Origin of the sequence: Actinospineispora acaciae DSM 45401, from assembly GCF_000620785.1 — a bacterium.
GTDB classification, from domain to species: domain Bacteria; phylum Actinomycetota; class Actinomycetes; order Mycobacteriales; family Pseudonocardiaceae; genus Pseudonocardia; species Pseudonocardia acaciae.
The window spans coordinates 580663-604051 of record NZ_JIAI01000003.1 but is presented as its reverse complement, the minus strand read 5'-3'; the positions used below and the strand labels follow the sequence as shown (position 1 = coordinate 604051).

At 73.6% G+C, this 23389-nt stretch carries 19 protein-coding genes; 7 read left to right on the top strand and 12 right to left on the bottom strand.

Annotated features, from left to right (window positions below):
- Positions 1 to 208: 208 nt before the first annotated feature.
- A complete protein-coding gene (hutH, locus tag N912_RS0119690) occupies positions 209 to 1738 on the top strand; it encodes a histidine ammonia-lyase (protein WP_245645353.1) in 1530 nt (509 codons plus the stop codon).
- Between the two features lie 43 nt (positions 1739 to 1781).
- Here the strand turns inward: hutH and N912_RS0119685 are convergent, their stop codons facing one another.
- Positions 1782 to 4106 (bottom strand): molybdopterin-dependent oxidoreductase, encoded by a 2325-nt coding sequence (locus N912_RS0119685; protein WP_028923759.1) that lies wholly within the window; start codon positions 4104 to 4106, stop codon positions 1782 to 1784.
- 142 nt (positions 4107 to 4248) lie between these two features.
- Between N912_RS0119685 and N912_RS0119680 the strand changes: the two genes are divergently transcribed.
- Complete coding sequence (locus tag N912_RS0119680) at positions 4249 to 4995, top strand: TetR/AcrR family transcriptional regulator (protein ID WP_245645341.1); 747 nt, start codon at positions 4249 to 4251, stop codon at positions 4993 to 4995.
- On the opposite strand, the gene N912_RS0119675 is transcribed toward N912_RS0119680, so the two are convergent.
- Positions 4986 to 5894: an SDR family oxidoreductase gene (locus N912_RS0119675; RefSeq protein ID WP_028923757.1), complete on the bottom strand. Its 909-nt coding sequence runs from the start codon at positions 5892 to 5894 to the stop codon at positions 4986 to 4988. The two genes, N912_RS0119680 and N912_RS0119675, sit on opposite strands and share 10 nt — an antisense overlap.
- Positions 5895 to 5962: 68 nt before the next feature.
- On the opposite strand from N912_RS0119675, the gene N912_RS0119670 reads away from it, so the two are divergent.
- Positions 5963 to 6520: a TetR/AcrR family transcriptional regulator gene (locus tag N912_RS0119670; protein WP_028923756.1), complete on the top strand. Its 558-nt coding sequence runs from the start codon at positions 5963 to 5965 to the stop codon at positions 6518 to 6520.
- A gap of 63 nt (positions 6521 to 6583) precedes the next feature.
- Here the strand turns inward: N912_RS0119670 and N912_RS0119665 are convergent, their stop codons facing one another.
- The 10 genes from N912_RS0119665 to hpnC all read right to left on the bottom strand — a co-directional run bounded on the left by N912_RS0119665 (position 6584) and on the right by hpnC (position 17495).
- Positions 6584 to 7648, bottom strand: coding sequence for an LLM class flavin-dependent oxidoreductase (locus tag N912_RS0119665; RefSeq protein ID WP_037065390.1), 1065 nt, complete (start codon positions 7646 to 7648; stop codon positions 6584 to 6586).
- Entirely contained in the window at positions 7648 to 8157 is a 510-nt protein-coding gene (locus N912_RS0119660; RefSeq protein ID WP_028923754.1) for an SRPBCC family protein, read from the bottom strand. Before N912_RS0119660 ends, N912_RS0119665 begins: the two co-directional genes overlap by 1 nt.
- Before the next feature lie 130 nt (positions 8158 to 8287).
- Complete coding sequence (locus tag N912_RS0119655) at positions 8288 to 8791, bottom strand: winged helix-turn-helix transcriptional regulator (protein ID WP_028923753.1); 504 nt, start codon at positions 8789 to 8791, stop codon at positions 8288 to 8290.
- A gap of 91 nt (positions 8792 to 8882) precedes the next feature.
- Positions 8883 to 9887: an adenosyl-hopene transferase HpnH gene (hpnH, locus tag N912_RS0119650; protein WP_028923752.1), complete on the bottom strand. Its 1005-nt coding sequence runs from the start codon at positions 9885 to 9887 to the stop codon at positions 8883 to 8885.
- Between the two features lie 2 nt (positions 9888 to 9889).
- Positions 9890 to 11380 carry a 4-hydroxy-3-methylbut-2-enyl diphosphate reductase gene (gene ispH, locus N912_RS0119645; protein WP_342670866.1) on the bottom strand — a complete coding sequence of 497 codons (1491 nt, stop codon included), beginning with the start codon at positions 11378 to 11380 and terminating at the stop codon, positions 9890 to 9892.
- A gap of 32 nt (positions 11381 to 11412) precedes the next feature.
- Positions 11413 to 13335: a squalene--hopene cyclase gene (shc, locus tag N912_RS0119640; protein ID WP_028923750.1), complete on the bottom strand. Its 1923-nt coding sequence runs from the start codon at positions 13333 to 13335 to the stop codon at positions 11413 to 11415.
- Positions 13335 to 14369, bottom strand: a complete 1035-nt coding sequence (locus N912_RS0119635) for a polyprenyl synthetase family protein (RefSeq protein ID WP_028923749.1) — start codon at positions 14367 to 14369, stop codon at positions 13335 to 13337. The genes shc and N912_RS0119635 overlap by 1 nt, the downstream gene beginning before the upstream one ends.
- Positions 14366 to 15751, bottom strand: a complete 1386-nt coding sequence (gene hpnE, locus N912_RS0119630) for a hydroxysqualene dehydroxylase HpnE (RefSeq protein WP_051580438.1) — start codon at positions 15749 to 15751, stop codon at positions 14366 to 14368. The genes N912_RS0119635 and hpnE overlap by 4 nt, the downstream gene beginning before the upstream one ends.
- Complete coding sequence (gene hpnD / locus N912_RS0119625; protein WP_028923747.1) at positions 15748 to 16626, bottom strand: presqualene diphosphate synthase HpnD; 879 nt, start codon at positions 16624 to 16626, stop codon at positions 15748 to 15750. The genes hpnE and hpnD overlap by 4 nt, the downstream gene beginning before the upstream one ends.
- Positions 16623 to 17495, bottom strand: coding sequence for a squalene synthase HpnC (gene hpnC, locus N912_RS53170; protein ID WP_245645340.1), 873 nt, complete (start codon positions 17493 to 17495; stop codon positions 16623 to 16625). The genes hpnD and hpnC overlap by 4 nt, the downstream gene beginning before the upstream one ends.
- Positions 17496 to 17851: 356 nt before the next feature.
- Between hpnC and N912_RS53165 the strand changes: the two genes are divergently transcribed.
- Genes N912_RS53165 through N912_RS0119600 form a run of 4 tightly spaced genes read left to right on the top strand, consistent with a single transcriptional unit; the run spans position 17852 to position 23343 of the window.
- Complete coding sequence (locus N912_RS53165; protein WP_245645339.1) at positions 17852 to 19192, top strand: PucR family transcriptional regulator; 1341 nt, start codon at positions 17852 to 17854, stop codon at positions 19190 to 19192.
- Complete coding sequence (locus N912_RS0119610; RefSeq protein ID WP_084211011.1) at positions 19189 to 21675, top strand: wax ester/triacylglycerol synthase domain-containing protein; 2487 nt, start codon at positions 19189 to 19191, stop codon at positions 21673 to 21675. The genes N912_RS53165 and N912_RS0119610 overlap by 4 nt, the downstream gene beginning before the upstream one ends.
- Positions 21665 to 22609: a DMT family transporter gene (locus N912_RS53160; protein ID WP_245645338.1), complete on the top strand. Its 945-nt coding sequence runs from the start codon at positions 21665 to 21667 to the stop codon at positions 22607 to 22609. Before N912_RS0119610 ends, N912_RS53160 begins: the two co-directional genes overlap by 11 nt.
- Positions 22606 to 23343 (top strand): SDR family NAD(P)-dependent oxidoreductase, encoded by a 738-nt coding sequence (locus N912_RS0119600; RefSeq protein ID WP_028923745.1) that lies wholly within the window; start codon positions 22606 to 22608, stop codon positions 23341 to 23343. Before N912_RS53160 ends, N912_RS0119600 begins: the two co-directional genes overlap by 4 nt.
- Positions 23344 to 23389: the final 46 nt, after the last annotated feature.

The window sequence follows — 23389 nt, the reverse complement described above, 5'->3', positions numbered from 1 at the left end:
TCACAGGCATCCGAATCGATTCCGGTTACCGGAATTCCGGGACTGGAAAGCGGTATAACAACGGCAGAAGGGCCACGCTGTGCGGAGGTGGTTCGTCGGGAGCCGCCCTCGGTCAAGCATGGCAGACGTAAGGGGGAGCGGGTTGAGTTTCCACACACAGGACAGCATTCAGGGCACGGCGATCTTCTCCGGGGACGCGACCGCGGAGGTGGTGGTCGGCGTCGGGCCGGTCGGCGCCGCCGAGGTGGTCCGGGTGGCCCGGGAGGGCGTGCCGGTGCGGCTGTCCGACGAAGCTGTTGCGGCAGTCTCGGAAAGCCGCAAGCACATCGAGGCGCTGGCGAACGACCCGAAGCCGGTGTACGGGGTGTCCACCGGGTTCGGGGCGCTGGCCACCAAGCACATTCCCCAGGACAAGCGGGCCAAGCTGCAGCGCCAGCTGGTCCGCTCGCACGCCGCCGGGTCCGGCCCGGAGGTGGAGCGGGAGGTGGTGCGCGCGCTGATGCTGTTGCGGCTGTCCACGCTGGCCACCGGGCGCACCGGGGTGAGCGTGAACACCGCGCTGGGCTACGCCGCGATGCTCTCCGCCGGGATCACCCCGGTGGTGCCGGAGTACGGCAGCCTGGGCTGCTCGGGCGACCTGGCGCCGCTGGCCCACGTGGCGCTGGCCCTGATCGGGGAGGGCACCGTGCGCGACGCCGCCGGGCATCTGATGCCCGCCGAGACGGCGCTCACGGCGGCCGGGCTGCGTCCCGTCGAGCTGGCCGAGAAGGAAGGGCTGGCGCTGATCAACGGCACCGACGGCATGCTCGGGCAGCTCGTGCTGGCCTGCCACGACCTGCGCGGACTGCTCACCCTGGCCGACGTGGCCACCGCGATGAGCGTCGAGGCCCAGTTGGGGACCGACCGGGCGTTCGCCCCCGACCTGCTGGCGCTGCGCCCGCATCCAGGCCAGGCGTCCTCGGCGGACAACCTGACCCGGCTGCTGGCCGGCTCCGGGGTGATGGCCAGCCACGCCGGCCCGGACTGCAACCGGGTGCAGGACGCGTACTCGCTGCGGTGCGCGCCGCAGGTGGCCGGCGGCGCCCGGGACACGCTCGCGCACGCGGAGGTGGTCGCCAACCGGGAGCTGGCCAGCGCCATCGACAACCCGGTGGTGACGCTGGACGGGCGGGTGGAGTCGAACGGCAACTTCCACGGCGCGCCGGTCGGGTACGTGCTGGACTTCCTGGCGATCGTGGTGGCCGACCTGGCCAGCATGAGCGAGCGGCGCACCGACAGGTTCCTGGACGTGGCCCGCAGCCACGGCCTGCCGCCGTTCCTGGCCGACGACCCCGGGGTGGACAGCGGGCACATGATCGCGCAGTACACCCAGGCCGGGATCGTGGCCGAGCTCAAGCGGCTGGCCGCGCCGGCCAGCGTGGACTCCATCCCGTCCTCGGCCATGCAGGAGGACCACGTCTCGATGGGCTGGCACGCGGCGCGCAAGCTGCGGCGGGCCATCGACGGCCTGACCAGGGTGCTCGCCATGGAGGTGCTGACCGCCGCGCGCGCCCTTGACCTGCGCGCGCCGCTGGCCCCGTCGCCGGCGACCGCCGCCGTGCGGGATGTCCTGCGGACCAAGGTCGACGGCCCCGGCCCGGACCGCCACCTCGCGCCCGAGATCGCCGCCGTGGTCGACCTGGCCCGCTCCGGCGCGCTCGTGACCGCCGCCGAGTCCGTCCTCGGCCCGCTGGCCTAGCCAACCCGTGAGTGGCTAGGGGCGCCATAGCACCCCTAGCCACTCACGGGGTCATCAGCTCGCGGACGCGGGCGCTGTCGGCCTCGGCAACCGCGCGTTCGGACTTAGTGGCCGGTTCCAGGCGGACCGGGATGTCCTTGTGGTGCGGCGTGCCGGCGATCGGGTCGCGGTCGGCGGCGTCCGTGATCAGGTTCAGCCTCGGTCCGTTGGTGACCCGGCCGCCTCGGCCGTCGGGGTACGACATGCCGTAGCCGTGCGGGAGCGCGAGCTGCATCGGGCGCAGGCTCTCGTCCGCCTCGGCCCGTACCACGATCCGGCCGGTCGCGGTCACCACCGCCGCCCAGTCGCCGGGGTCCACGCCGGCCGAGGCCAGGTCCTCGGCGCGCCCGCGCAGCGCGCCGTCCGGGTCGGTGCGCCGCCACGCGGGCGCGCGCAGGATCTGGTTCGCGTTGTGCGACCTCCGCTGGCCGGCGACCAGCGAGAACGGGTACCGGGGGTCGGGCCGCTCGGCGGCGGGATCCAGCGAACCGAGCCAGTCCAGCAGCTCCGGGACGGCCAGCTGGATCCGGTCGCGGCGGGCCAGGGTCCAGACCTCGTCGTACTCGTGCACGGTGAACGGCATGCCGCTGGGGCTGGCCAGGATCCGTTCGAACAGCTCCTCGCCCAGTTCGGCGCCTTCCGCCTGAGAACCGAGCGCGCGCTGGACGGGCACGGTCATGGTCGCGGCCACCCGGTGGCAGCCGGCCCACAGCGGTGCCATCGCCGCGGCGCCGTCGGGCAGGCTGGCGCCCAGCGTCCGGTACAGCAGCACCGGCCCGAGCGCCGCCAGCTCGGGGTCGCGCTTGACCAAGGCGGCGAGCGCGGCCGGCAGCGCCGAACGCTCCATCCGCGCGGCCGAGGCCAGTTCTGACGCGGGCGGCAGCGCGCCGAGCCCCTCGAACAGCCGGGCGTAGATCTCCGCCTCGGCCAGCGTGCCCGGCAGCGGGTCGAACAGCGGCCGGCGGACCTGCACGTAGTTCGTCGGCCACTCCAGCGTGAACAGGGTGAACTCCCACTTCTCGTGCTGGGAGGCGGCCGGCAGCACGTAGTCGGCCAGCGCGGCGGTCTCGGTGTACGCCACGTCCACCACCACCGACAGCTCGCACTCCCGGATCGCGCGCTCCACGGCGGCGGTGTCGGCGTAGGTGTTCGCCGGGTTGGACGACTCCACCCACAGCGCCCGCACCCGGTTCGGGTGGTCGGTGAGGATCTCCTCGGCCATCGTGCTGGCCGGCAGCAGCCCGCCGATGTACTCGTACCCGGTGATCTCCGAGCGCTGCCCGGAGGAGTTGCCGATCAGCGGGTGCAGCCAGGAGTGCAGCGCGTTCGTGCCCGGCCGGCCGAAGTTGCCGGTGAGCAGGTAGAGCAGCTTCTCCAGGTAGCTGTTCAGGGTGGAGTGCCGGCCCTGCTGGATGCCCAGCTCGACCCGGACGGTCATGGCGCCCGCGGCCAGGACCATGTCCACCGCCCGGTCCACGTCGGCGCGGTCCACCTCGGCGTGCGCGATCCACTCGTCCACCGGCACCCGGCTCAACGCCGCCGCCACCTCGGAGAACCCCTCGGTGTGCGCGGCCAGGAACGCCTCGTCGGCGCCGCCCCGGCGCAGCAGCAGCGCGAGCACGGCGGCCAGCAGGTAGGCGTCGGTGCCCGGGCGCAGCGGCAGGTGCAGGTCGGCGACGTCGGCGGTCTCGGTGCGCCGGGGGTCGATCACGATGATCTTGCGGTCCGGGTCGTTCTTGATGGTGTTCAGCTCGGAGCGGGCGTTGGTGAAGCCGTGCGCCAGCCACGGGTTGCAGCCCAGCACGAGCAGCAGGTCGCAGTGCTCGACGTCCTCGGCGGTGTGGCAGTTCTGCGCCCCGAACAGCTTGCCGTTGACCCAGAAGTCACCGCCCTTCTCCTGGGACAGCGCGTTGAAGAACCGCGACGAGCGCATCCAGCGCATCAGCGCGGTGCCGTACCCGCCGCCGGAGTGGTTGCCCTGCCCGCCGCCGCCGACATAGGCGAACGAGCCGGGCCGCCCGGCGTCCGCGTCCGCCTGCCGGACCGCTTGCAGCCGCCCGGCGATCTCGGTCAGCGCGGTGTCCCAGTCGACCGGCTCGTGCCCGCCGTCGGGCAGCCGGCGCAACGGGCTGGTCAGCCGGTCGCCGTGGTTGCCCAGCCAGGTCAGCCGCTGCGCCTTCTGGCACAGGTAGCCGGCGGAGCGGGGGTTCGCCTTGTCGCCGCGCACCCGGGTGATCGCGCGGCCGTCCAGCCGCACCTCCAGCCCGCAGTTGAGGTAACACAGGCTGCACGCCGTCCTGTGCCAGTCGGACGCCATCGTTTCGGTCACCTGTGCGCTCCCGCCGTCCCGCCCAACACCAGAGTTCCATGACTGGACTCAGCTACCCGGCCAGGGTTGCGCACAGGAACCCAGCCTGTCAATGGGCGATTCGAAACGATGTTTCGTTTGTGTATCAGGCAAACTATTCGATGTGACCAAGGAGGTGCCGGCGGCGTTGCTCAGGCTGTGGGGGATCACGGAGCCCTCGCGGCTGGGGCGGCCCGCCGAGCTCGACGTCGGCCGGGTGGTGGGCGCCGCCGTCGAGCTGGCCGACCGCGACGGCCTGTCCGGCGTGACGCTGCCCAAGGTGGCCAAGGCGCTCGGGTTCACCAGCATGTCGCTGTACCGCTACGTCGGGTCGAAGGATGAGCTGCTGGTGCTGATGGCCGACGCCGCGATCGGCTCGCCCCCGGACCTGGACGGCATGCCGTGGCGCGAGGGCCTGCGAACCTGGGCGCACGCCGAGCGCGAGGTCCACCGGCGTCGTCCGTGGCTGTGCCGGGTGCCGGTGTCGGGGCCGCCGGCCGGGCCGAACCACATCGCCTGGATGGACGCCGCGCTGGTGGCCATGCGCGGCACCGGGCTCGACTGGGGGGCGAAGGTCGGGGTGATGTCCCTGGTCGGCGGGTACGTCCGGCAGTCCGCGACGCTCTCCCGGGAGCTGGCCGCGGGCCGCGAGCGGGGCCTGGACCAGGCCGGCGCCGAGCGGAGCTACGGGCGCGCGCTGGCCGCGCTGGTGACCGCCGACCGCTTCCCCGAGGCGGCCAAGCTGTTCGCCTCCACCGTGTTCGAGCAGGGCGGCGGGCCGGACGGCGACTTCGCCTTCGGGCTGGAGGCGATCCTGGACGGGGTGGCGGTCGCCGTCCGGCGGGCCGGCGCGGCCGGGGCTCAGCGGTAGCCGGTGGCGTCCGCGGGCTTGCCGGGGTCCATGACCTCGCGCAGGTAGCGCCAGCAGTCCGGCTGCGAGCCGTCCAGGTCGGTGAAGCCGTACTCGCGGGCCAGGTCGCCGGAGGACAGGGAGCGGCCGTTCCACCGTGCCCGGTCGGGGTCGGCGGCGAGCGCGGCGACGGCGCGGCCGACGAAGCGCGGGGTCTCGGAGACGACGAAGTGCGGCTCGCGCTCCGTCGCGTCCCGCCAGTTGTGCTCGGCCACGCCGAACTCGTCGAGCATGATCTCCGAGCGCATCCACCCGGGGGTGAGCGAGACCGAGGTGGCGCCGTGCGGCGCGAGGTCGCGGGCGTGCGCCCAGGCCATCCGGGTCACGGCGGTCTTGGCCAGGTCGTAGAACGGCGAGAGGCGGTAGTTCTCCCGGTTGTACTCCTCGGTGCCGTCGGTGACCTCGACCAGCAGGCCGCCGGGGCGCTCGATCAGCAGCGGCAGCGCGTGGTGGGCGGTGATCAGGTGCGTGTCGACGGCCAGGCGGAGCATCCGCAGGCCCCGCTCCAGGTCGTGCGCCCACACGGGCTTGTTCCACTCGACCAGGTACTCGCCGCCCCAGATGTCGTTGACCAGCACGTCCAGCCGTCCGGACTCCTCCCGGATGCGCGCGACCAGGGCGGCGACCTCGGACGCAACCAGGTGGTCGACCCGGACCGGGATGCCGTTGCCGCCGGCCTCGGTGACCAGCTCGGCGGTCTGCTCGATCGTCTCCGGGCGGCCGTACTCGGAGCGCCGCTCGCGGGTGGTGCGGCCGGTCACGTAGACGGTCGCTCCCGCCGCGCCCAGCTCGACGGCGATGCCCCGGCCCGCGCCCCGGGTGCCGCCCGCGACCAACGCCACAGTTCCGGAAAGTGCCACGTCGTCTCCCTCTCGTCCGTGCCGCTAATATAAACGCATGTTCGTTTATACACGAGCGGCGGCGTGTCGTGCCGAGGCCTAAGTCGCGGCCGGACGACGAGGTGCTCGCCGAGGCGCGGTCGCTGCTGATGGAGCACGGCTCGCTGACGCTGGCGGCGCTGGCCGGGCGGTGCGGGCTGTCGGCGTCGACGCTGGTCCAGCGGTTTGGGAGCAAGGACGAGCTGGTCAGGCGCGCGCTCGCGCAGGCGTGGGACGACCTGGACGGGCGGACGGCGGCGGCGGTCGCGGCGGCCCCGCGCGACCCGGGCGGTGCGGTCGGCATCCTGGTCGCGCTGTCCGGTGGGTACGGCGACATCGAGGCCTACGCCGACGGGCTGCGGATCCTGCGCGAGGACCTGCGCGATCCGGGCGCGCGGGCGCGCGGCGCCGCGTGGGGGCGGGTGCTGGCCGGGGCGATCGAGGAGTGCTTCGCCGGCGCACCGGGGGCGCCGGCCGGCATCGGGCGGATCATGATCGCGCAGTGGCAGGGCGCGCTCCTGTGGTGGAGCTTCCAGCCGAACGTCCCGGTGGACGACTACGTCCGCAGTCACCTCACCGAGTTCGTGTCCGCCGTCGTCCGGGCGTGAGGCCGCGTCGCATACCTACCTGGGGGACCGCACACTCCGCACCATGTGCGACGCCCCGACAAGCTATGCGGCGCCGGGGGAGGGTACGGGCGGGAGGGTGCGGACCAGGGTTAGGGCGCGGGCGAGGGTGGTCAGCTTGGCCTCCACGGTGGTGCCGGCGGGGTAGAGGCGGACGGTGTTGACCCCGGACTCGTGCCAGGTTCGGAGGCGGTCGCGGACCATGGGTTCGGTGCCGATCAGGGTGGTGGCCAGGACCATGTCGTCGGTGACCAGGGCGGCGGCGGCGTCCCGGTCGCCGGACTGCCAGCGTTCGCGGACGGCGGCGGCCACCTCGGACCAGCCCTGGCGGCTGTAGGCGTCGTTGTAGAAGTTCGTACGGGCCGAGCCCATTCCTCCCAGGCTGAACGCGAGCTCCTTGCGGCGGGCGGCCAGCATGCCGCGCAGCGCGTCCTCGTCGTCGGCGAACGCCACCTCGGCGCCCTGGCAGACGTCCAGGTCACGGCGGGTGCGGCCGGCGCGGGCCAGGCCGGCGTCCAGGTGCTCGAAGTAGGCCGAGGCGCCCTCGGGCACGAAGCTCGTACCCAGCCAGCCGTCCGCCACCTCGCCGGTCAGCGCCAGCATCTTCGGCGACAGCGTGGCCAGGTAGATCGGGATGTCCGGGTTCGGCTCGGTGGCCAGGCGCATCGGACGGCCCTCGCCGCCGGGCAGCGGTATCCGGAACCGCTCGCCGGCGTAGTTGATCTTCTCGCCGGCGAACGCGCTGCGGACGATCTCCACCGTCTCCCGCATCCGGGCCAGCGGCCGCTCGAACGGCACCCCGTGCAGGCCCTCCAGCACCTGCGGCCCGGACGCCCCCAGCCCGAGCACGAACCGCCCGCCGGAGAGCTGCGCCAGCGTGAGCGCGGCCTGAGCGATGGCCACCGGGGTGCGGGTGCCGAGCTGGATGATCCCGGAGCCGAGCTGGATCCGTTCGGTGCGCGCGGCCAGGTAGCCCAGCGCGGACGGCCCGTCGGCGCCCCAGGCCTCGGCGACGAAGCAGGCGTCCAGCCCGAGCTTCTCGGCTTCCACCACGAACTCGGCGGTGGCCCGGAAGTCGCGGGACGCCTCCACCGTCGTCGCGGTGCGCATCAGCTCGGCTCGGCCCGTTCCTTGATCGCGGCCAGGGTGCCGATCATGCCGGCCTCCAGCTCGCGCAGCCGCACGAAGACGATCTTCTGTTCCTTCTCCGGCATCCGGTCGATGGCCCGGCTCAGCCCGGACCGGGCCGGGCCCATCTGCGTCCACTGGGTGAGCCTGGTGCCGCCGTCCTCGGCGCGCAGCGTAAACCGCCAGATCGAGGACGGGTTCGTCACGTCGGTGACCGCCCAGGCGAACACCTCGGGCGCCGTGCACTCGATGACGTACGAGGTGGTCTCCCACTCGCCGAGCGCCTCGTGCTTGTTGCGGCCGAGGAAGGCGTTGCCCACCTCCGGGCCGGTGGCCCCGTCCAGCCACTCCACCGAGCACAGCTCCTGGCTCAGCTCCGGCATCAACCGGATGTCGCTGACGATCTCCCACACCCGCTCGGGCGGCGCCCCGACGAAGGTGTCCACCCGCACCGTCGGCGTGTCCGCGTAGCGCGCGCCGGTCCACTCCATTTCCGACCCCGGTCCTGCTCGTTCCACATCGCTGACCGCCAGAGTTGCTTAACTAGACTTAGAAGTCAACGGAAGAGGCACCTCAAATAGGTGACTCATCGTGTGGAGCCGGCTTACCGGCCCGGAGACGTCAGCCCTGCTGGGCGAACCGGCGCTTGACCTCGGGCCGCTCGGCCATCCAGGCCGGGAACCCGGGACCCATCCGCATCGCGGTGTCGTCCGGGGTCAGCGGCTCGCCGCAGTGCGCGCAGACCACCTTGCCGTGCGTGTCGTTGCCGCAGCGGTGGTGGTGGAACGTGATCGGCGCGCCCTCCTTGCCGGCCAGCCAGGTGTCGCCCCAGTGGGCGATGGCGGCCAGCACCGAGTAGAAGTCGCGACCCTTGTCGGTGAGGACGTAGTTGTAGCGGACCGGCTCGGTCTGGTACGGCACCTTCTCCAGCAGTTCCTCGCCGACGAGCCGTTGCAGCCGGTCGGACAGCGTGTTGCGCGCGATGCCCAGCTCCTGCTGGAACTCGTCGAACCGACGGATGCCGTAGAACGCCTCGCGCAGCACCAGCGGGGTCCACCAGTCTCCCAGCAGATCCATGGTGCGAGCGACCGAGCACGGCCACTGCGCAAAGGACGTTCGCTTCATGCCGAATAGGATACGACTAGACCAGAAATCCGTGGGTCACCGCGATCGAGTGGTCGCCGGATTGAGGGTGCTCAATCGGCATAGTGTCACCTCACGAGCTCACGGCGGCCCGGATCGTCTCCTTGAGCGAGCCCATGGTGGCGATCACGGCGGTCGGTTCGTAGCCGCAGTGTGCCATGCAGTTCGCGCAGCGGGGGTCGCGGCCTCGTCCGAACGCCTCCCAGTCGGTCTCCTCGATCAGCTGCTTGTAGGTGTCGACGTAGCCGTCGTCGAGCAGGTAGCACGGGCGCTGCCAGCCCAGCAGCGAGTAGGACGGGATGCCCCACGCGGTGCACCGCAGGTCCCGCTTGCCCTCCAGAAAGTCCAGGAAGATGGGCGAATGGTTGAGCCGCCACCGCTTGCGGCGGCCGTCCGCGAACGCCTTCTTGAACAGCTCGCGGGTCTGTTCGACGCCCAGCCAGTGCTCCTGGTCCGGCGCCTTCTCGTAGGCGTATCCGGGGGAGATCTGCATGTTGTCGACCTTGAGGTCGTCGTTGAGGTAGTCCAGCACCTCGATGACGTCCTGCGGGGTGTCCTGGTCGAAGAACGTGGTGTTGGTGAGCACCCGGAAGCCGGCCCGCTGGGCCTGCTTGATGGCGTCGACGGCGCCGTCGAAGCCGCCGACCTTGGACACCGACTCGTCGTGCCGCTCGCGAAGCCCGTCGATATGGACCATCCAGGCGAAGTTGCGGTGCGGGGTGAACTTGTGCAGGTGCTTGGGCAGCAGCAGCGCGTTCGTGCACAAGAACACAATCTTCTTGCGCTGCAGCAGCTGGTGGACGATCTCGTCGATCTGGGGGTGCATCAGCGGCTCGCCGCCGGCGATGGACACCATCGGCGCGCCGGACTCCTCGATCGCGCCGATCGCCTGCTCGACGGGCATCCGCTTCTTGAGCAGGTGCGCGGGCTGGGCGATCTTGCCGCAGCCGGCGCACTTGAGGTTGCACGCGAACAGCGGCTCCAGCTCGACCAGCATGGGGAACTTCTCCTTGCGGAGCAGCTTCTGCTTGAGCAGGTAGCCACCCAGTCGCAGGGACTGACGCAGTGGCATGGCCATGTCTAGGACACCTCCCGTGGCAGGGTGAAGAGCACGTCCTCGTCGACGAGCCGGGTCTCGGTGGTCTCGACGGGTCCCAGCCCGCCGAGGCAGTGCACGAGCTGTTCGACCAGGTGTGGTGGGGCGGACGCGCCGGCGGTGATGCCGATCCGGCCGGCGCCGGCCAGCCAGCGCAGGTCCACCTCGCCGACGTCGTCGACCAGGTGGGCCGGTGTGCCCTCGCGCTCGGCGACCTCGACCAGCCGTACCGAGTTGGACGAGTTCGGCGAGCCGACCACCAGCACCAGGTCGGTGGCGGCGGCCACCGCGCGGATGGCTTGCTGCCGGTTCGTGGTGGCGTAACAGATGTCGTCGGTGCGGGGGGCGGTCAGTTTCGGGAAGCGTTCGCGCAGGACGGCGGCGATGTCCTCGGCCTCGTCGACGGCGAGCGTGGTCTGCATGGTGTAGGAGACCTTGTCGGGGTCGGCGGGGTGGACGCGGCGGGCGGCCTCGACGTCCTCCACGACGATCACGCTGGACGGGGCCTCGCCGAGGGTTCCCTGTACTTCCTCGTGGTCGGCGTGGCCGATCAGGAACACGGTCTCGCCACGGCCGGCGTAGCGGCGGACCTCGGCGTGCACCTTGCTGACCAGGGGGCAGGTGGCGTCGATGGTGCGTAGTTCGCGTGTCTCTGCTTGGTGGTGTACGGACGGGGCTACTCCGTGGGCGGCCAGGACCAGGACGGCGCCTTCGGGGACCTCGTCGGCCTCTTCGACGAATATCGCGCCCTTGGACTCCAGCTCGCGGACGACGTGGGCGTTGTGCACGATCTGGCGGCGTACGTAGACGGGGGCTCCGAAGCGGTCCAGTGCCCGGTCGACGGTGTCGATCGCCCGGGAGACGCCGGCGCAGAACGAGCGCGGGGCGGCTAGGTGCACCTCGCGGGGGCCTAGTGCGGCGGCCCATTGTTCGAGCGCGGGTACCGCTTGGCGAAGTGAGCGGAGTGCCGTGACGCCTCGGTGTGCGGTGCCGAGGGTGTGGAGCGGGTGGTCGGGGGTGTCCACGATGGCGCGGACGGCGGCGAACGGGGTGTTTTCGTTGGGCCGAGGGGCGAGTGCGGCGGTCTCCATGTCCACGACCATCGGGCCGGTCGGGTCGGGTTGCCTGGAGACGACCAGGGCCGATCCCGTTTGAAACGTTCCAATGTGGGTGGTCAGGCCGCGGCGGCGGAGTGCGGCGGCGAGTAGGGGCGCGGACGGGATCTCGACGCGGCGGCCGTCCTCGGAGCGGACCTCGTCGGCCACGACCAGGTCGCCGGGTTGGATGCCGGTGTGGCGGGCCCCGCCGAGGCCGGCGACCAGCGCGGAGCTTTCGTCCACCCGTGCACGGGCTGCGCGTTTCGGGCCCATGCCGGTGCGGACCAGGCGCATCGACTCGGCGGCGGTTTTGAGCGCGGCGTGTTCGATCCGTAGCGGGGTGTAGAGCACGGGCTTCTGACGAAATCCGCGACTCACCCTGACAAAATCCCCGACTCGCGGTGGCGTTTTCATGAGGGGGTCCGGACGTAGCGGGCCAGGGCGGTGGTGGGGAAGACGAGGCGGTACAGGTGGTAGTTGAGGTAGAAGTCGCCGGGGAAGCCGGTGCCGGTGAAGTAGGGCTCGTCCCAGGTTCCGTCTTCTCGTTGGGTTTTTGACAGGTACGCGACGCCTCTGGTGACTGGGTCGGTGTTGCGGTGGCCGGCGGACAGGAGGGCGAGGAGGGCCCAGGCGGTTTGGGAGGCGGTGGAGGGGCCTCGGCCGATCCAGGCGGGGTCGGTGTACGAGCGGAGGTCCTCGCCCCAGCCGCCGTCGGGGTTCTGGTGGTCGCGCAGCCAGCGGACGGCTCGGCGGATCACCGGGGCGTCGGTGGGGGTGCCTACGGCGATCAGGGCGGGGACGGCGGCGCCGGTGCCGTAGACGTGGTTGGCGCCCCAGCGGCCGAACCAGGAGCCGTCCTTCTCCTGGTGGCGCAGCAGCCAGGCCACGCCTCGGCGGCAGGTCACGGTGTCGGCCTTGCCTTCGGCGGCGAGGGCCTCGACTATGTGGGCGGTGACGTCGGCGGACGGCGGGTCGATCACCGCGCCGAAGTCGCAGAACGGCAGCTTGGTGCACAGCACCTGGGTGTTGTCGGCGTCGAACGCGCCCCAGCCGCCGTCTTTCGACTGCATGCCGGCCATCCAGGTCATGCCCCTGTCGATGGCGGCGCGCAGCCGGGCCGGGTCGGGGTGGTCGACGCGGCGCAGCGCGAGCACGATCTCGGCGGTGTCGTCGGTGTCCGGGTAGCCGTCGTTCTCGAACTCGAACGCCCAGCCGCCGGGGGCCAGGCCCGGCCGGCGCACCGCCCAGTCGCCGGGCACCCGGATCTCCTCGTCGAGCAGCCAGGTGGTGGCGTTCACGATCGCCGGGTCGTTGGCGGGCACCCCGGCGTCGAGCAGCGCGGTCAGCGCCAGGCCGGTGTCCCACAGCGGCGACTGGCAGGCCTCCATGCGGCGTACCCAGCCGTCCGGGGTCCGCTCGCGGATCGCGAAGCCGTCCAGGCCGGCGATGGCGGCGCGCAGCGACGGGTGGTCCATCGGGTAGCCCATCAGGTGCAGCGCCAGGATCGAGTACACCCACGGCGGCTGGATGCCGCCCCAGCAGCCGTCCGCCTCCTGGCGGGCCAGGATCCACTCGACGGCGCGGCGGCGCGCCAGCTTGCGCAGCGGGTGCACCGGCAGGTTGGAGTAGCCGTGCAGCACCTTGTCCAGGCGTTGGAACGCCCCGCTCCAGGTCAGTGGGCCGTCCATCGGCGGGGGCGGGGCGTAGGTGCGCAGCTCGTCCACGCCGAAGGGCAGTGGCCGGCACGGGCGCAGCGAGGCGACCACGGTCAGCGGGACGACGGTCTGGCGCGCCCAGCACGCCCAGTCGTAGACGTTGAGCGGGAACCAGGACGGCAGGAAGATCAGCTCGGGCGGCAGGTCCGGCAGCTCGTCCCAGGACCACAGGCCGAACAGCGCCAGCCAGATGCGGGTGAACACCCTGGCGCGCTCCAGGCCGCCCTCGGCGAGCACGTACTCGGCGGTCGCGCGCATGTGCGGCGCCTCCGGGTCGTCGCCGGCCAGCCGCAGCGCCACCCAGGCCTCCACGGTGGTGGACAGCTCGGGCGGACCGCCCTCGAACGTGGCCCAGCTGCCGTCGGCGCGCTGCTGGGAGCGGATCCAGCGGGCGGCCTCCTCCGTCTGGTCGGCCCGGCGGATGCCCAGGAACTCGCGCAGCAGCAGGTCCTCGGCGTCCATCGTGACGTTGGTCTGCAGCTCGCCCTTCCACCAGCCCTTCGGGCTCTGCAGGCCGCGCAGGTGGGCGACGGCGGCGTCCAGCGTCTGCTCGGCGGTGCGTGGTCGCGCCGGGGTCGGCTCGGTCACGGACGCCGGGGTGGGCACGGTCTGGGTCATCAGGCCTCCCTGGCCACGACGAAGTGGGCGATGTCCAGCAGTTCGGCGCGGGCGGTGGGGTCCATCCGGACGCTGTTCAGCGCGCGCTCGGCGGTGGCCAGCCGGCGCCGCGCCTCGTCGGCGGCCCAGCGGCGGCCGCCGGCGGCCTCCACCAGCTCGGCGGCGCGCAGCACGGCCGCTTCGTCGATGTCCTCGTTCTCCCCGACGGTGGCCAACCAGGCGGCCAGCTCGCGGCCCGGCGCGCGGCCGTGGGTCAGCGCGTAGGTCACCGGCAGCGACTTCTTGCCGGCCCGCAGGTCGGCGTACACCGGCTTGCCGGTGCGGACCGGGTCGCCCCAGATGCCCAGCAGGTCGTCCACCAGCTGGAACGCCAGGCCCAGCTCGGTGCCGTAGCGGGCCAGCGCGCGGACCAGCTGGTCGGGGGCGCCGGCCAGGACCGCGCCGATGGCCGCGCTGGCGGACAGCAGCGCGCCGGTCTTGCCGCCGGCCATGGCCAGGCACTCGGACAGCGGAACGTCCGAGCGGCGCTCGAACGCGAGGTCCTCGGTCTGGCCACGGACCAGCTCGCGGGTGGTCTCCGCGATGAGGCGGGCGGCTCTTGCGGCGGCCGGGGTCGGCTCGTCCAGCAGCACCTCCACGGCCAGCGCGAGCAGCCCGTCGCCGGACAGGATCGCGCTCGGGGTGCCCCAGACCGCCCAGACGGTGCCCCGGTGCCGGCGCTGGGTGTCGCCGTCCATCACGTCGTCGTGCAGCAGCGAGAAGTTGTGCACCAGCTCCACGGCGATGGCGCCGGGCACCGCGACCCGAGGGTCCGCGCCGGCCGCCGAGGCGGACAGCGTGGCCAGCGCCGGGCGCACGCCCTTCCCGCCGCCGGACTCGCTGGGACTGCCGTCCAGCTCGGTCCAGCCCAGGTGGTAGGACACGATCCGCTCGTTGGCCGGGTCCAGCCGTCCGACGGCGGCCCGCATGGCAGGCGCCACCAGGTCCCTGGCGCGGGTCAGAATGTCAGGTGCTGCACTGAATACCGTGGTCATGCCACCACCCCTTGGCGGACTCGGGACTTGTCCATGACGAGGGAGGCAGCGGTGACGCCGCTGCGCACGGCGCCTTCCATGGTCGCCGGCCAGCCGGTGGCGGTCCACGCGCCGGCCAGGTAGACGCCGTCCGCGCCGGTGGGGGCGGGCGGGCGGTGGGCGGCGGACCCGGGGGCCTGGCGGAAGGTGGCGGTGCGCTCCCTGGTGACGAAGAAGTCGCGCACCTCGGCGTGGTTGACCGCCGGCAGCAGCTCGGCCAGCGCCGGGAGGAACCGCTCGCGCAGCCGTTCGGTGGGCAGGTCGATCAGCTCGTCGGCGGCGGAGAGGGACAGGGCGAGGTACTGACCGGTGCCGGGCAGGCCGGACGGTTCGGTGCGGTCGAACACCCACTGCACCTCGGTGCCTCCCACGCCGGCCAGGAACGGCTCGTCGGTGACCCGCCGGTCCAGGACCACGTGCACGTTCACGATCGGCGTCGCGCCCAGCCGCTCCGACCACCCGGCGGGCAGGTCCACCGCGCCCGGCGGGAGCAGCTTCTCGGTGACCGGCGGCGGCGCGGCCAGCACCACGGCGTCGAACGCGTCGCCTGCCGGGCCGTCCGTACCGACCCGCCAGCCGGAGCCGTCCGGGGCCAGCCGCCGCACCGGCGTGGCCATCCGCACCTCGACCCCGGCCTCGCCCAGCGCCGCCGTCGCCGCCTCGCCGTGCAACCGGCCCAGCGGCACCCGTGACCAGCCGATGTCGGCGGCCGACGCCTCGGTGAGCAGCCCGCGCTGGAACACCATCGCGGCCAGCGCCAGCGAGGCGTCGTCCGCGCGCGCGTTCAGGGTCGCGATCCCGACCAGGTCCCACAGCGCGTCGATGGCCCGGTCCGTCTGGCCGTGCTCGCGCAGCCAACCGCCGAAGTCGCGCGCGTCCGTGACCGCCGAACCCGGATCCAGGCCGCGCAGCGCCAGCCCGGCCCCGCCGAACCGCAGCCGCTCGGCCACCGACAGCGGGTGGTAGCCCAGCACCGAGCCGGCCAGATGCAGCGGCGCAGGCCCCATGCCCCGGCGGAGCACGGCGGTGCGCGGATCGCCCGGAGTCCGCACCGCGATCCGCATCCGGTCCTGCAGCGTCGCGTCGGCGGCCACCCCGAGCCGCTCCAGCAGCTCGCGGTACGCGGTGCAACACCGCAGGAAAACGTGCTGCCCGTTGTCCACCGCCAGCTCGCCCCGGCGGAACGAGTGCGTCAGCCCGCCCAGCTTGCGCCGCGCCTCGTACACCACCACCGACGCGCCGGCGTCCGCACACCGCAACGCCGCCGTGATCCCGGCCAGCCCGCCCCCGACCACCGCAACCCGTGAGTGGCTGGGGCCGTCATAGCGACCCTTGCCACTCACGGGGTACGTCCCAGCAGCGCGCGGGCGGCCACGGCGGCCTTCTCGCGGCCGGACAGGGACAGGCGCCGGTCGTAGACCCGCTCCGGGTGCTCGGCGATGCGGTCGAGCAGCCGGTGGTAGATGCCGGACATGGCGCCGCAGCAGGCCGCGCTGCGCCGGTCCAGCAGCGGCAGCAGGCGCAGGCCGTCGCCGTACCACTGGCGGGCGCGGGTGGCGGCGTCGCCGATGAGCTTGGCCAGGCCGCCGTCGGGGTCGGCCAGGGCGGTGTGCTCGTCCAGGGCCAGCGTCACGCCGAAGCGGTCCAGGTCCTCGGCGGGCAGGTAAATCCGGCCGTTGGTGAGGTCCTCGCGGATGTCGCGCAGGATGTTCGTCTGCTGCAGCGCGATGCCCAGGTGGTCGGCGTAGAGCGGCGCGCGCGGGTCCGGCTGGTGGTCGAACACGGACAGGCACAGCCGCCCGATCGAGCCGGCGACGCAGCGGCAGTACTCCACCAGCTCGTCGAAGTGCACGTACCGGCGTCCGGTGACGTCCATCCGGACGCCCTCGATGAGCTCCTCGAACGCGGCCAGCGGGATGGGCAGCCGGCGCGCGGCGTCGGCGACGGCGACCAGCACGGGGTCCGAGGAGTGCGCGATGTCGGCCAGCGAGCGGTGCACGGCGTCCAGCGCATCGAGGCGCTCCGCCGGGCTCGCCCCGTCGACGTCGTCACCGATGTCGTCGACCCGGCGGGCCAGCGCGTAGATCGCGCACATCGCGGCCCGCCGCCCCGGCCGCAGCAGCCTGATGCCGTAGTAGAAGTTCCTGGCCTCGGTCCTGGTGATCGTCTCGCACAGCCGGTAGGCGTCGCCGACGGTGCCCTGCGCCACCTCGGTCATCGCGTGCCACCCCCTGCCATCAGCCCGGGCAGGTGGCGGGCCACGTCCCGGCGGCGGGTGCGGGCCACCCGTCCGAGCACGTCGCCGTCCACCCGCCGCAGCGCGTCCACCGCGGCCATCCCGCCGGCGACGTAGCCGGCCACCGCCAGCCGCGCCCAGCCGCGCAGCTCGCCGACCAGCGGCGCGCCGGAGGCCAGCAGCTCGGCGGCCCGGTCGGTCTGGAACGCCATCAGCCGGCGCAGCGGCGGGCTCGCGGCCGGCGCGTCCAGGTCGGCCTCGGTCACCTCGAACGCGGCCATGTCCTCGGCCGGCAGGTACACCCGCCCGGCCGCGCGGTCCTCGCCGACGTCCTGCCAGTGCTCGACCAGCTGCAGCGCCGCGCACACCCGGTCGGACAGCTCCTCCCGATCGGGGGTGGAGGCGTCGAACACGGCCAGCACGAGGCGGCCCACCGGGTGCGCGGACAGCGCGCAGTAGCCGCGTAGCGCGGCGTAGTCGGCGTAGCGGTGCACCCGCTGGTCCACCTGGTTCGCCCTGATCAGGTCCTGGAACGGCGCCGGTGACAGGTCGTGGCGCGCCACCGTGGGCGCCAGCCGGCGCAGCACCGGGTGCGCGGGCCGGCGTCCGTCCCAGATGCTCGCCAGGTCGCGGCCGAACTCCGCCAGCCGGGCCGGCCGGTCGCCGTCCGCCTCGTCACCGAGGTCGTCGATCGTCCTGGCCACGTCGTAGATGGCGATCAGGCCGCGGCGGTGCCGGCGGGGCAACACCCGCAGCGCAACCGGGAAGTTCTCCGCGTGGCGCTGCTCGCGAAGGCCCGGCGACCCCGCCGATGACTGGGCCGGTGACGGAGCCGAGCCGGATGCGCACACGCAGTTCATCGTCTGATCGCGGCCGCGATCCTGTCTGCTGCCCAGCTGTCAGTTTTGTGTCGCCGGGGTTGTCATGCCCGAACAGCCGGGCCTCACCGTCACAACGACCCCAATCGATGGGTGAACGTGTGATAACTCCTTTCCGACGTTGACCTCAACTGCCGTTGGGGTGGCAGGCTGGCAGGCGGACGGGCAAGCGGGGGAGGCGGTCGGTGTGCGGGGCGCGGGCATAGCGACGGCCCGTCGCGCGTTCCCACGAACGGGGCGGGCGCGTGCGAGTCGCCGGTGCCCGTTCGGGGTAGCAGGTAATACTGCTGGGGATCCGGGTACGGAGCGTGTTCGGAGGGATGAAAACGGTGTATCCACGGGTTAGCTCGGGGTTAGCCGACATCGTTCCCGCGATCACCGACCGGCTGCCGGTGATCCTGGCCGAGGTCCGTGACCTGCTCGCGGACGAGCATCCCGACTACGCGAGCTTCCTGGCCGAGGAGTTCGACGACGTGGTTGCCTCGGCGCGGGGGTTCGCCAGCCGGCTGGTGGGTGTCGCCGAGAACGCGCCGGACGGTGCGCCCAGCGAGGACGTCCTGGAGCAGACGCTGTTCGAGGAGATCGGCAGGGAGCACTTCCGGCAGGGCCAGGACCTCGGCGGGCTGCTCGCCGCGTACCGGGCCGGCGCCGCCGTGGCCTGGCGGCACGTGGCCCAGGTGGCGCTGTCGCTGGACGCGTCCAGCGAGGCGCTGGCCGGGCTGGCCTCGACCGTGTTCACCGCCGTGGACAGGCTGTCCACCGCGTCGCTGCGCGGGTACGCCCAGGAGCAGTCCGAGTCGGTGCTGGCCCGCGACCGGCTGCGCGAGGAGCTGGCCGAGCTGCTGCTCTCGGACAGGTCGGACACCGCGACGATCCGGGCCGTGGCCGCCCGCGCGGAGTGGCCGCTGCCGCACGACGCCGCCGTGGTCCTCGTCGACCCGGACAACCAGGCGGCCAGGGCGGCGCTGGCCCGGCTGGAGCCGGCCTGCCTGCGGATACGCGGGCCGCGCGCGGGTTCGCTCGGTGCGAGCGCTGACGGGGCGCCAGGGCTGGTGGGCGCGATCGTGCCCGACCCGTCCGGCCCTCGGCGGCGGGCGCGGCTGGCGAACCTGCTGCGCGGGGCGGACGCGGTGGTCGGGTCCACGGTGCCGCTGGACCGGCTGCCGGCCAGCCTGCGGGTCGCCGAGATCGCCGTCCGGCTGCGCCGCACCCATGTGCTCACCGACGACCCGCTGTTCGTCGGCGAGCACCTGGACGCGCTGATCGTGCACCACGACGAGCGGCTGCTGGCCGCGCTGCGCCGGCAGTACCTGGCCCCGCTGGACGACCTGCCCGCGCCCACCCGCGACCGGCTGGCCACCACGCTGACCTCCTGGCTGCTGCACATGGGCAACCGGCAGGCGATGGCCGGCGAGCTGCACGTGCACCCGCAGACCGTCCGGTACCGGATGGCCCAGCTGCGCGAGCTGTTCGGGCCGGCGCTGGACGACCCGTCGATCCGGGCCACCCTGCTGCTGGCGCTGGCCTGGGGGCCGGCCGCGGACGAGTCCGAGCCGGCCGACGCCGTACCGGAGACCACCAACGGCTCGGCGCCGCACGGCGGCGGTCGGATCCGGTCCCCGCGCCGGCCGGACTGTGGGGCCGGCGTGTCCGCACGGAGCGAGCGATGAGCGCGGACGTCTCGGAGTCCGGCTCGGCCGTCCCGGTGGCCGGCCCGGCCTCCGAGGTGCCGCGCCGGCTGCTGGTGGTGAGCGCGACGATCGGCGAGGGCCACAACGCGACGGCCGCCGCCGTGGAGGAGCGGGCCCGCGAGCTGTGGCCGGGCTGCGAGATCCGCCGGGTGGACACCCTGGAGCTGATGGGCAGGGCCACCGGGCCGGCGTTCCGCTGGATCTACCGGACGAACGTGGACCGCACCCCCTGGCTGTACGACTACTTTTACCGCGAGCTGTGGCGCCGGCCCTGGTTCGCCGCCGCGTCCAGCCGGTTCACCGGCGCCTGGGCCGGCCGCGCGCTGCGCCCGGTGGTCGCGGAGTACCGGCCGGACCTGGTGGTGTCCACCTACCCGCTGGGCACCGGCGGGCTGGACTGGCTGCGCCGCCACGGCGGCCTCGGCGCGCCGCTGACCGCGATCATCTCGGACTTCGCGCCGCACCCGTTCTGGGTCTACCCCGAGGTCGACCTGCACTACGTGGCCAGCGAGGCGAGCCTGCGGGCGATGTTCCGGGCGCAGCCGGACGCCAAGGGCGTGGTCGGCGCGCCGCCGGTGGTGTCCGCGTTCGCGCCGGCGGACCGCAAGGCGGCGCGGGCGGCGCTGGGCCTGCCGGTGAACGCGCCGGTGGCGCTGGTGTCCTGCGGCTCGCTCGGGTTCGGGTCGGTGGAGCGGGCGGTGACCGCGGCGCTGGCCGCCGACCCGGCGCTGTGCGTGGTGGTCACCTGCGGGCGCAACGAGCCGCTGCGGGAACGGCTGGTCGCGCGCGGCGAGCCGGCGGCCCGGCTGGTGCCGATGGGCTGGACGGACCGGATGCCCGAGCTGACCGCCGCCGCCGACGCCGTGGTCACCAACGCCGGCGGGGCCACCGCGCTGGAGGCGCTGGCCACCGGGCGCACCGTGCTGCTGTTCGAGCCGATCGCCGGGCACGGCAAGGCCAACGCCGCGCTGATGGAGCAGGCCGGGCTGGGCCGGGTGTGCCCGGACGGACCGGCGCTGACCGCCGCGCTGCGCGCGCTGCTCTCCGCCCCCGAGCAGCTCGCCGACGCGGAGCGGCGGGCCACCGAGCACACCCGGCCGCTGGACTTCGGCGCCGAGGTGGCCGCCATGCCCGCGCTGCCCCGCCACCACGGCTCGCGCCCGCTGGCCCCCGGGGACGCGCTGTTCGTGGGCGCCGCGACCGCCGCCGTGCCGCAGCAACTGGGCGTGGTGATCATGCTCGAGCCGGTGGCGGCGCCGCTGGACCCGGCGCGGGTCGTCGACGCGCTGCGCGAGCACGTCGCCCAGCGTGTCTATGCGCTGCCGATGCTGCGTCGGCGGCTGTGGACGACGCCGGGCCGGTGGCCGCGCTGGCTGGCCGAGAACGAGGTGGACCCCGCCCGGCACGTCGACGCCGTCGTCCTGGACGGGACGGAGTGGGACGACGCCGTGGAGGAGTTCTTCGGCACGGCCCTGCCGACGGACCGGCCGCCGTGGCGGCTGCGGGTGCTGGCCGACCGGGCGAGCGGGCGCACCGCCGTGCTGGCCGCGCTGCACCACGCGCTCGGCGACGGGCTGGCGGTGACGGCCACCCTGGTGGAACTGTTGGACGACAACCCGGCGCCGGTGCTGCGCCCGGTGCCGCCGGTGCGCGCGCCGGAGCCCGGTGCCGGGCGGGCGCGAGTGGGCAGGGCGTTGCGGCTGGTCAGGGGGCTGGTCGGGCTGGCTACCGCGGGGCGTGGTCCGGTGCGTGTGGCGGCGGGCGCGAGCGGACCGGCGCGGCGGTTCGTGGCGGCCTCGCTGCCCGCGCGCCAGGTCCGTGCGGTGGCCAGGTCGTTGCGGACCAGCACCACCGCGCTGCTGCTCGGCCTGCTCGGCGAGGCGCTCTACCGGCACGGCGCGCCGGTGGCCACGGCGAACGGGCGGCTGCGCACCGCCGTTCCGCTGACCACCCGGCGGGTGCGCCGGGGCGGGGTGACCGCGGCCGCCGGCAACGACACCGCGGCGGTCATGCTCGACCTGCCGGTCGGGCCGGCCGGCGTCCGGACGCGGATCGCGAGCGTGGCCGGCGAGCTGGCCAGGTTGGAGCGCTCCGGCCAGAGCGCGGCGGCCGGGTTCGCGGTGCGCGCGCTGGGCGCGCTGCCCGGAGTGCTGCACGGGCGGGTGGCCAGGCTGGTCTACGGCGGACGGTTCTTCAGCATGATCGCCTCGGTGATGCCGGGGCGGCGCCGTGAGCTGCGGGCGCTGGGCGGGCGGATCGGCTCGGCGTATCCGGTGCTGCCGCTGGCCGACGGGGTGGGGCTCGCGGTGGGGTTCCTGAGTTGGGGTGAGGTGGTCGGGGTGGGCGTGACCGCGGATCGCGCGCTGTTCGGTGATCCGAATCGGTTCGCCGAAACGCTGGTCGGGGTGTTTCATGAGCTGGCCGGGCCAAACGTGAACGGGGGTGTCACCGATGGCGAGTGAACAGGCCGAGATGCTGGTCATCGCGGTGCCGGCCGCCGTGCTGGGGGCGGCGAGCTTCGGGCTGGCCAGCGCCATGCAGCAGCGCGCCACCAAACGGGTGCCGACGACCACCGCGATGGATCCCAGGCTGTTCTGGACGCTGGTGCGCCAGCCGACCTGGGTGCTCGGCGTGGGCACCGTGGCGGTGGGCTTCTCGCTACAGGTGGTGGCGCTGGCGTTCGGGCCGTTGGTGCTGGTCCAGCCGTTGCTGGTGACCGGGGTGCTGTTCGGGACGGTGTTCTCCGCGATGCTGGCCCGCCGGCCGCTGGACGGCCAGATCCTGCTCGGCGCCACCGCCTGCGTGGTGGGGCTGTCCGCGTTCCTGACGCTGTCGCGGCCGACCGGCACCGGCGGCGAGATGGTGAACCTGGCCGGGATGATGCCGCTGGCCATCGGCCTGAGCGTGATCATCGTGGGCTGCATGGTGGTGGCGGTCGGCTCGCGGTTCTCCGGCAGCGCACACGTCACCGCGCTGGCGATCGCCACCGGCGTGCTCTACGGGATGACCGCCGGGCTGCTGAAGGTGGTCACCGGGGAGCTGCGCACCGGCGGGCTGGCGTCCGTGCTGACCCACCCGTCGCTGTACATCATCTGCCTCCTTGGCCCGATGGGGTTCCTGCTCAGCCAGAACACCTTCCAGCAGGGGGTGCTCATCGCGCCCGCGCTGGCCATCATCTCGATCGTGGACCCGCTGGTGTCGTTCGCGATCGGCGTGCTGTGGCTCGGCGAGGAGGTCACCACCACCGTGCCGGTGCTGGCGGGGGAGGCGATGGCGGCGGCCGTGGTGATCGCCGGGATCGTGTTGCTGGCCAGGCGCGGTACGCAGATTCGCCACCAGTTGGAGTTCGCGATCGGTTCCGGTGCCGGCGCGCGGTCCAACGTGAGGTGGGGGTGAGGCTGGCCGGCCGGACCGCGCTGGTCACCGGCGCGTCCTCCGGGATTGGCGCGGCCACCGCGGATGCGCTCGCCGCCGCCGGCGTCAAGCTGGTCCTGCTCGGCACGGACGGTGGCCGGCTGGACGCGGTGGCCGACCGGACCGGCGGCACCCCTTTGGTGGCCGACCTGGGTACGGAGTCCGGCTTGCGCGCGGGCTGCGAGGCGGCCGCCGAGACGGACCTGCTGGTGTGCTCGGCGGGGCGCGGGTACGCCGGTGAGTTCGCCGCGATGCCGGCCGAGCGGGTCGCCGAGCTGGCCACCCTGAACCTGGTCGCCCCGATGCGGATGGCCCGCGCCGCGCTGCCCGCGATGCTCGCCCGCGGCGGCGGCCACCTGGTGTTCCTGTCCTCGATCGCCACCGTCGGGGTCCGCGACGAGGCGGTGTACGCCGCGACCAAGGCCGGCCTGCGGGCGTTCGCGGCCAGCCTGCGCTACGAGATCGGCGCCGGCCGCGTCGGGGTGACCACCGTGTTCCCCGGCGCGGTGAACACGCCGTTCTTCGACCGCCGCGGCCGTGCCTACGACCGGGGCTTCCCCCGCCAGCTCGAGCCGTCGGCGGTGGCTCGGGCGCTGCTGGCCGCCGTCCGCCGGGACCGCCCCGAGGTGTTCGTGCCCCGGTGGCTGACCGTGCCCGCCCGGCTGGCCGGCGGGGTGCCCGAGCTGTTCCACCGCATGGCCGCCCGCTTCGGCTGAACCCTGCCCCGATCCGCCCCTGGCAGGACCACCCCGGCCCGCGCCG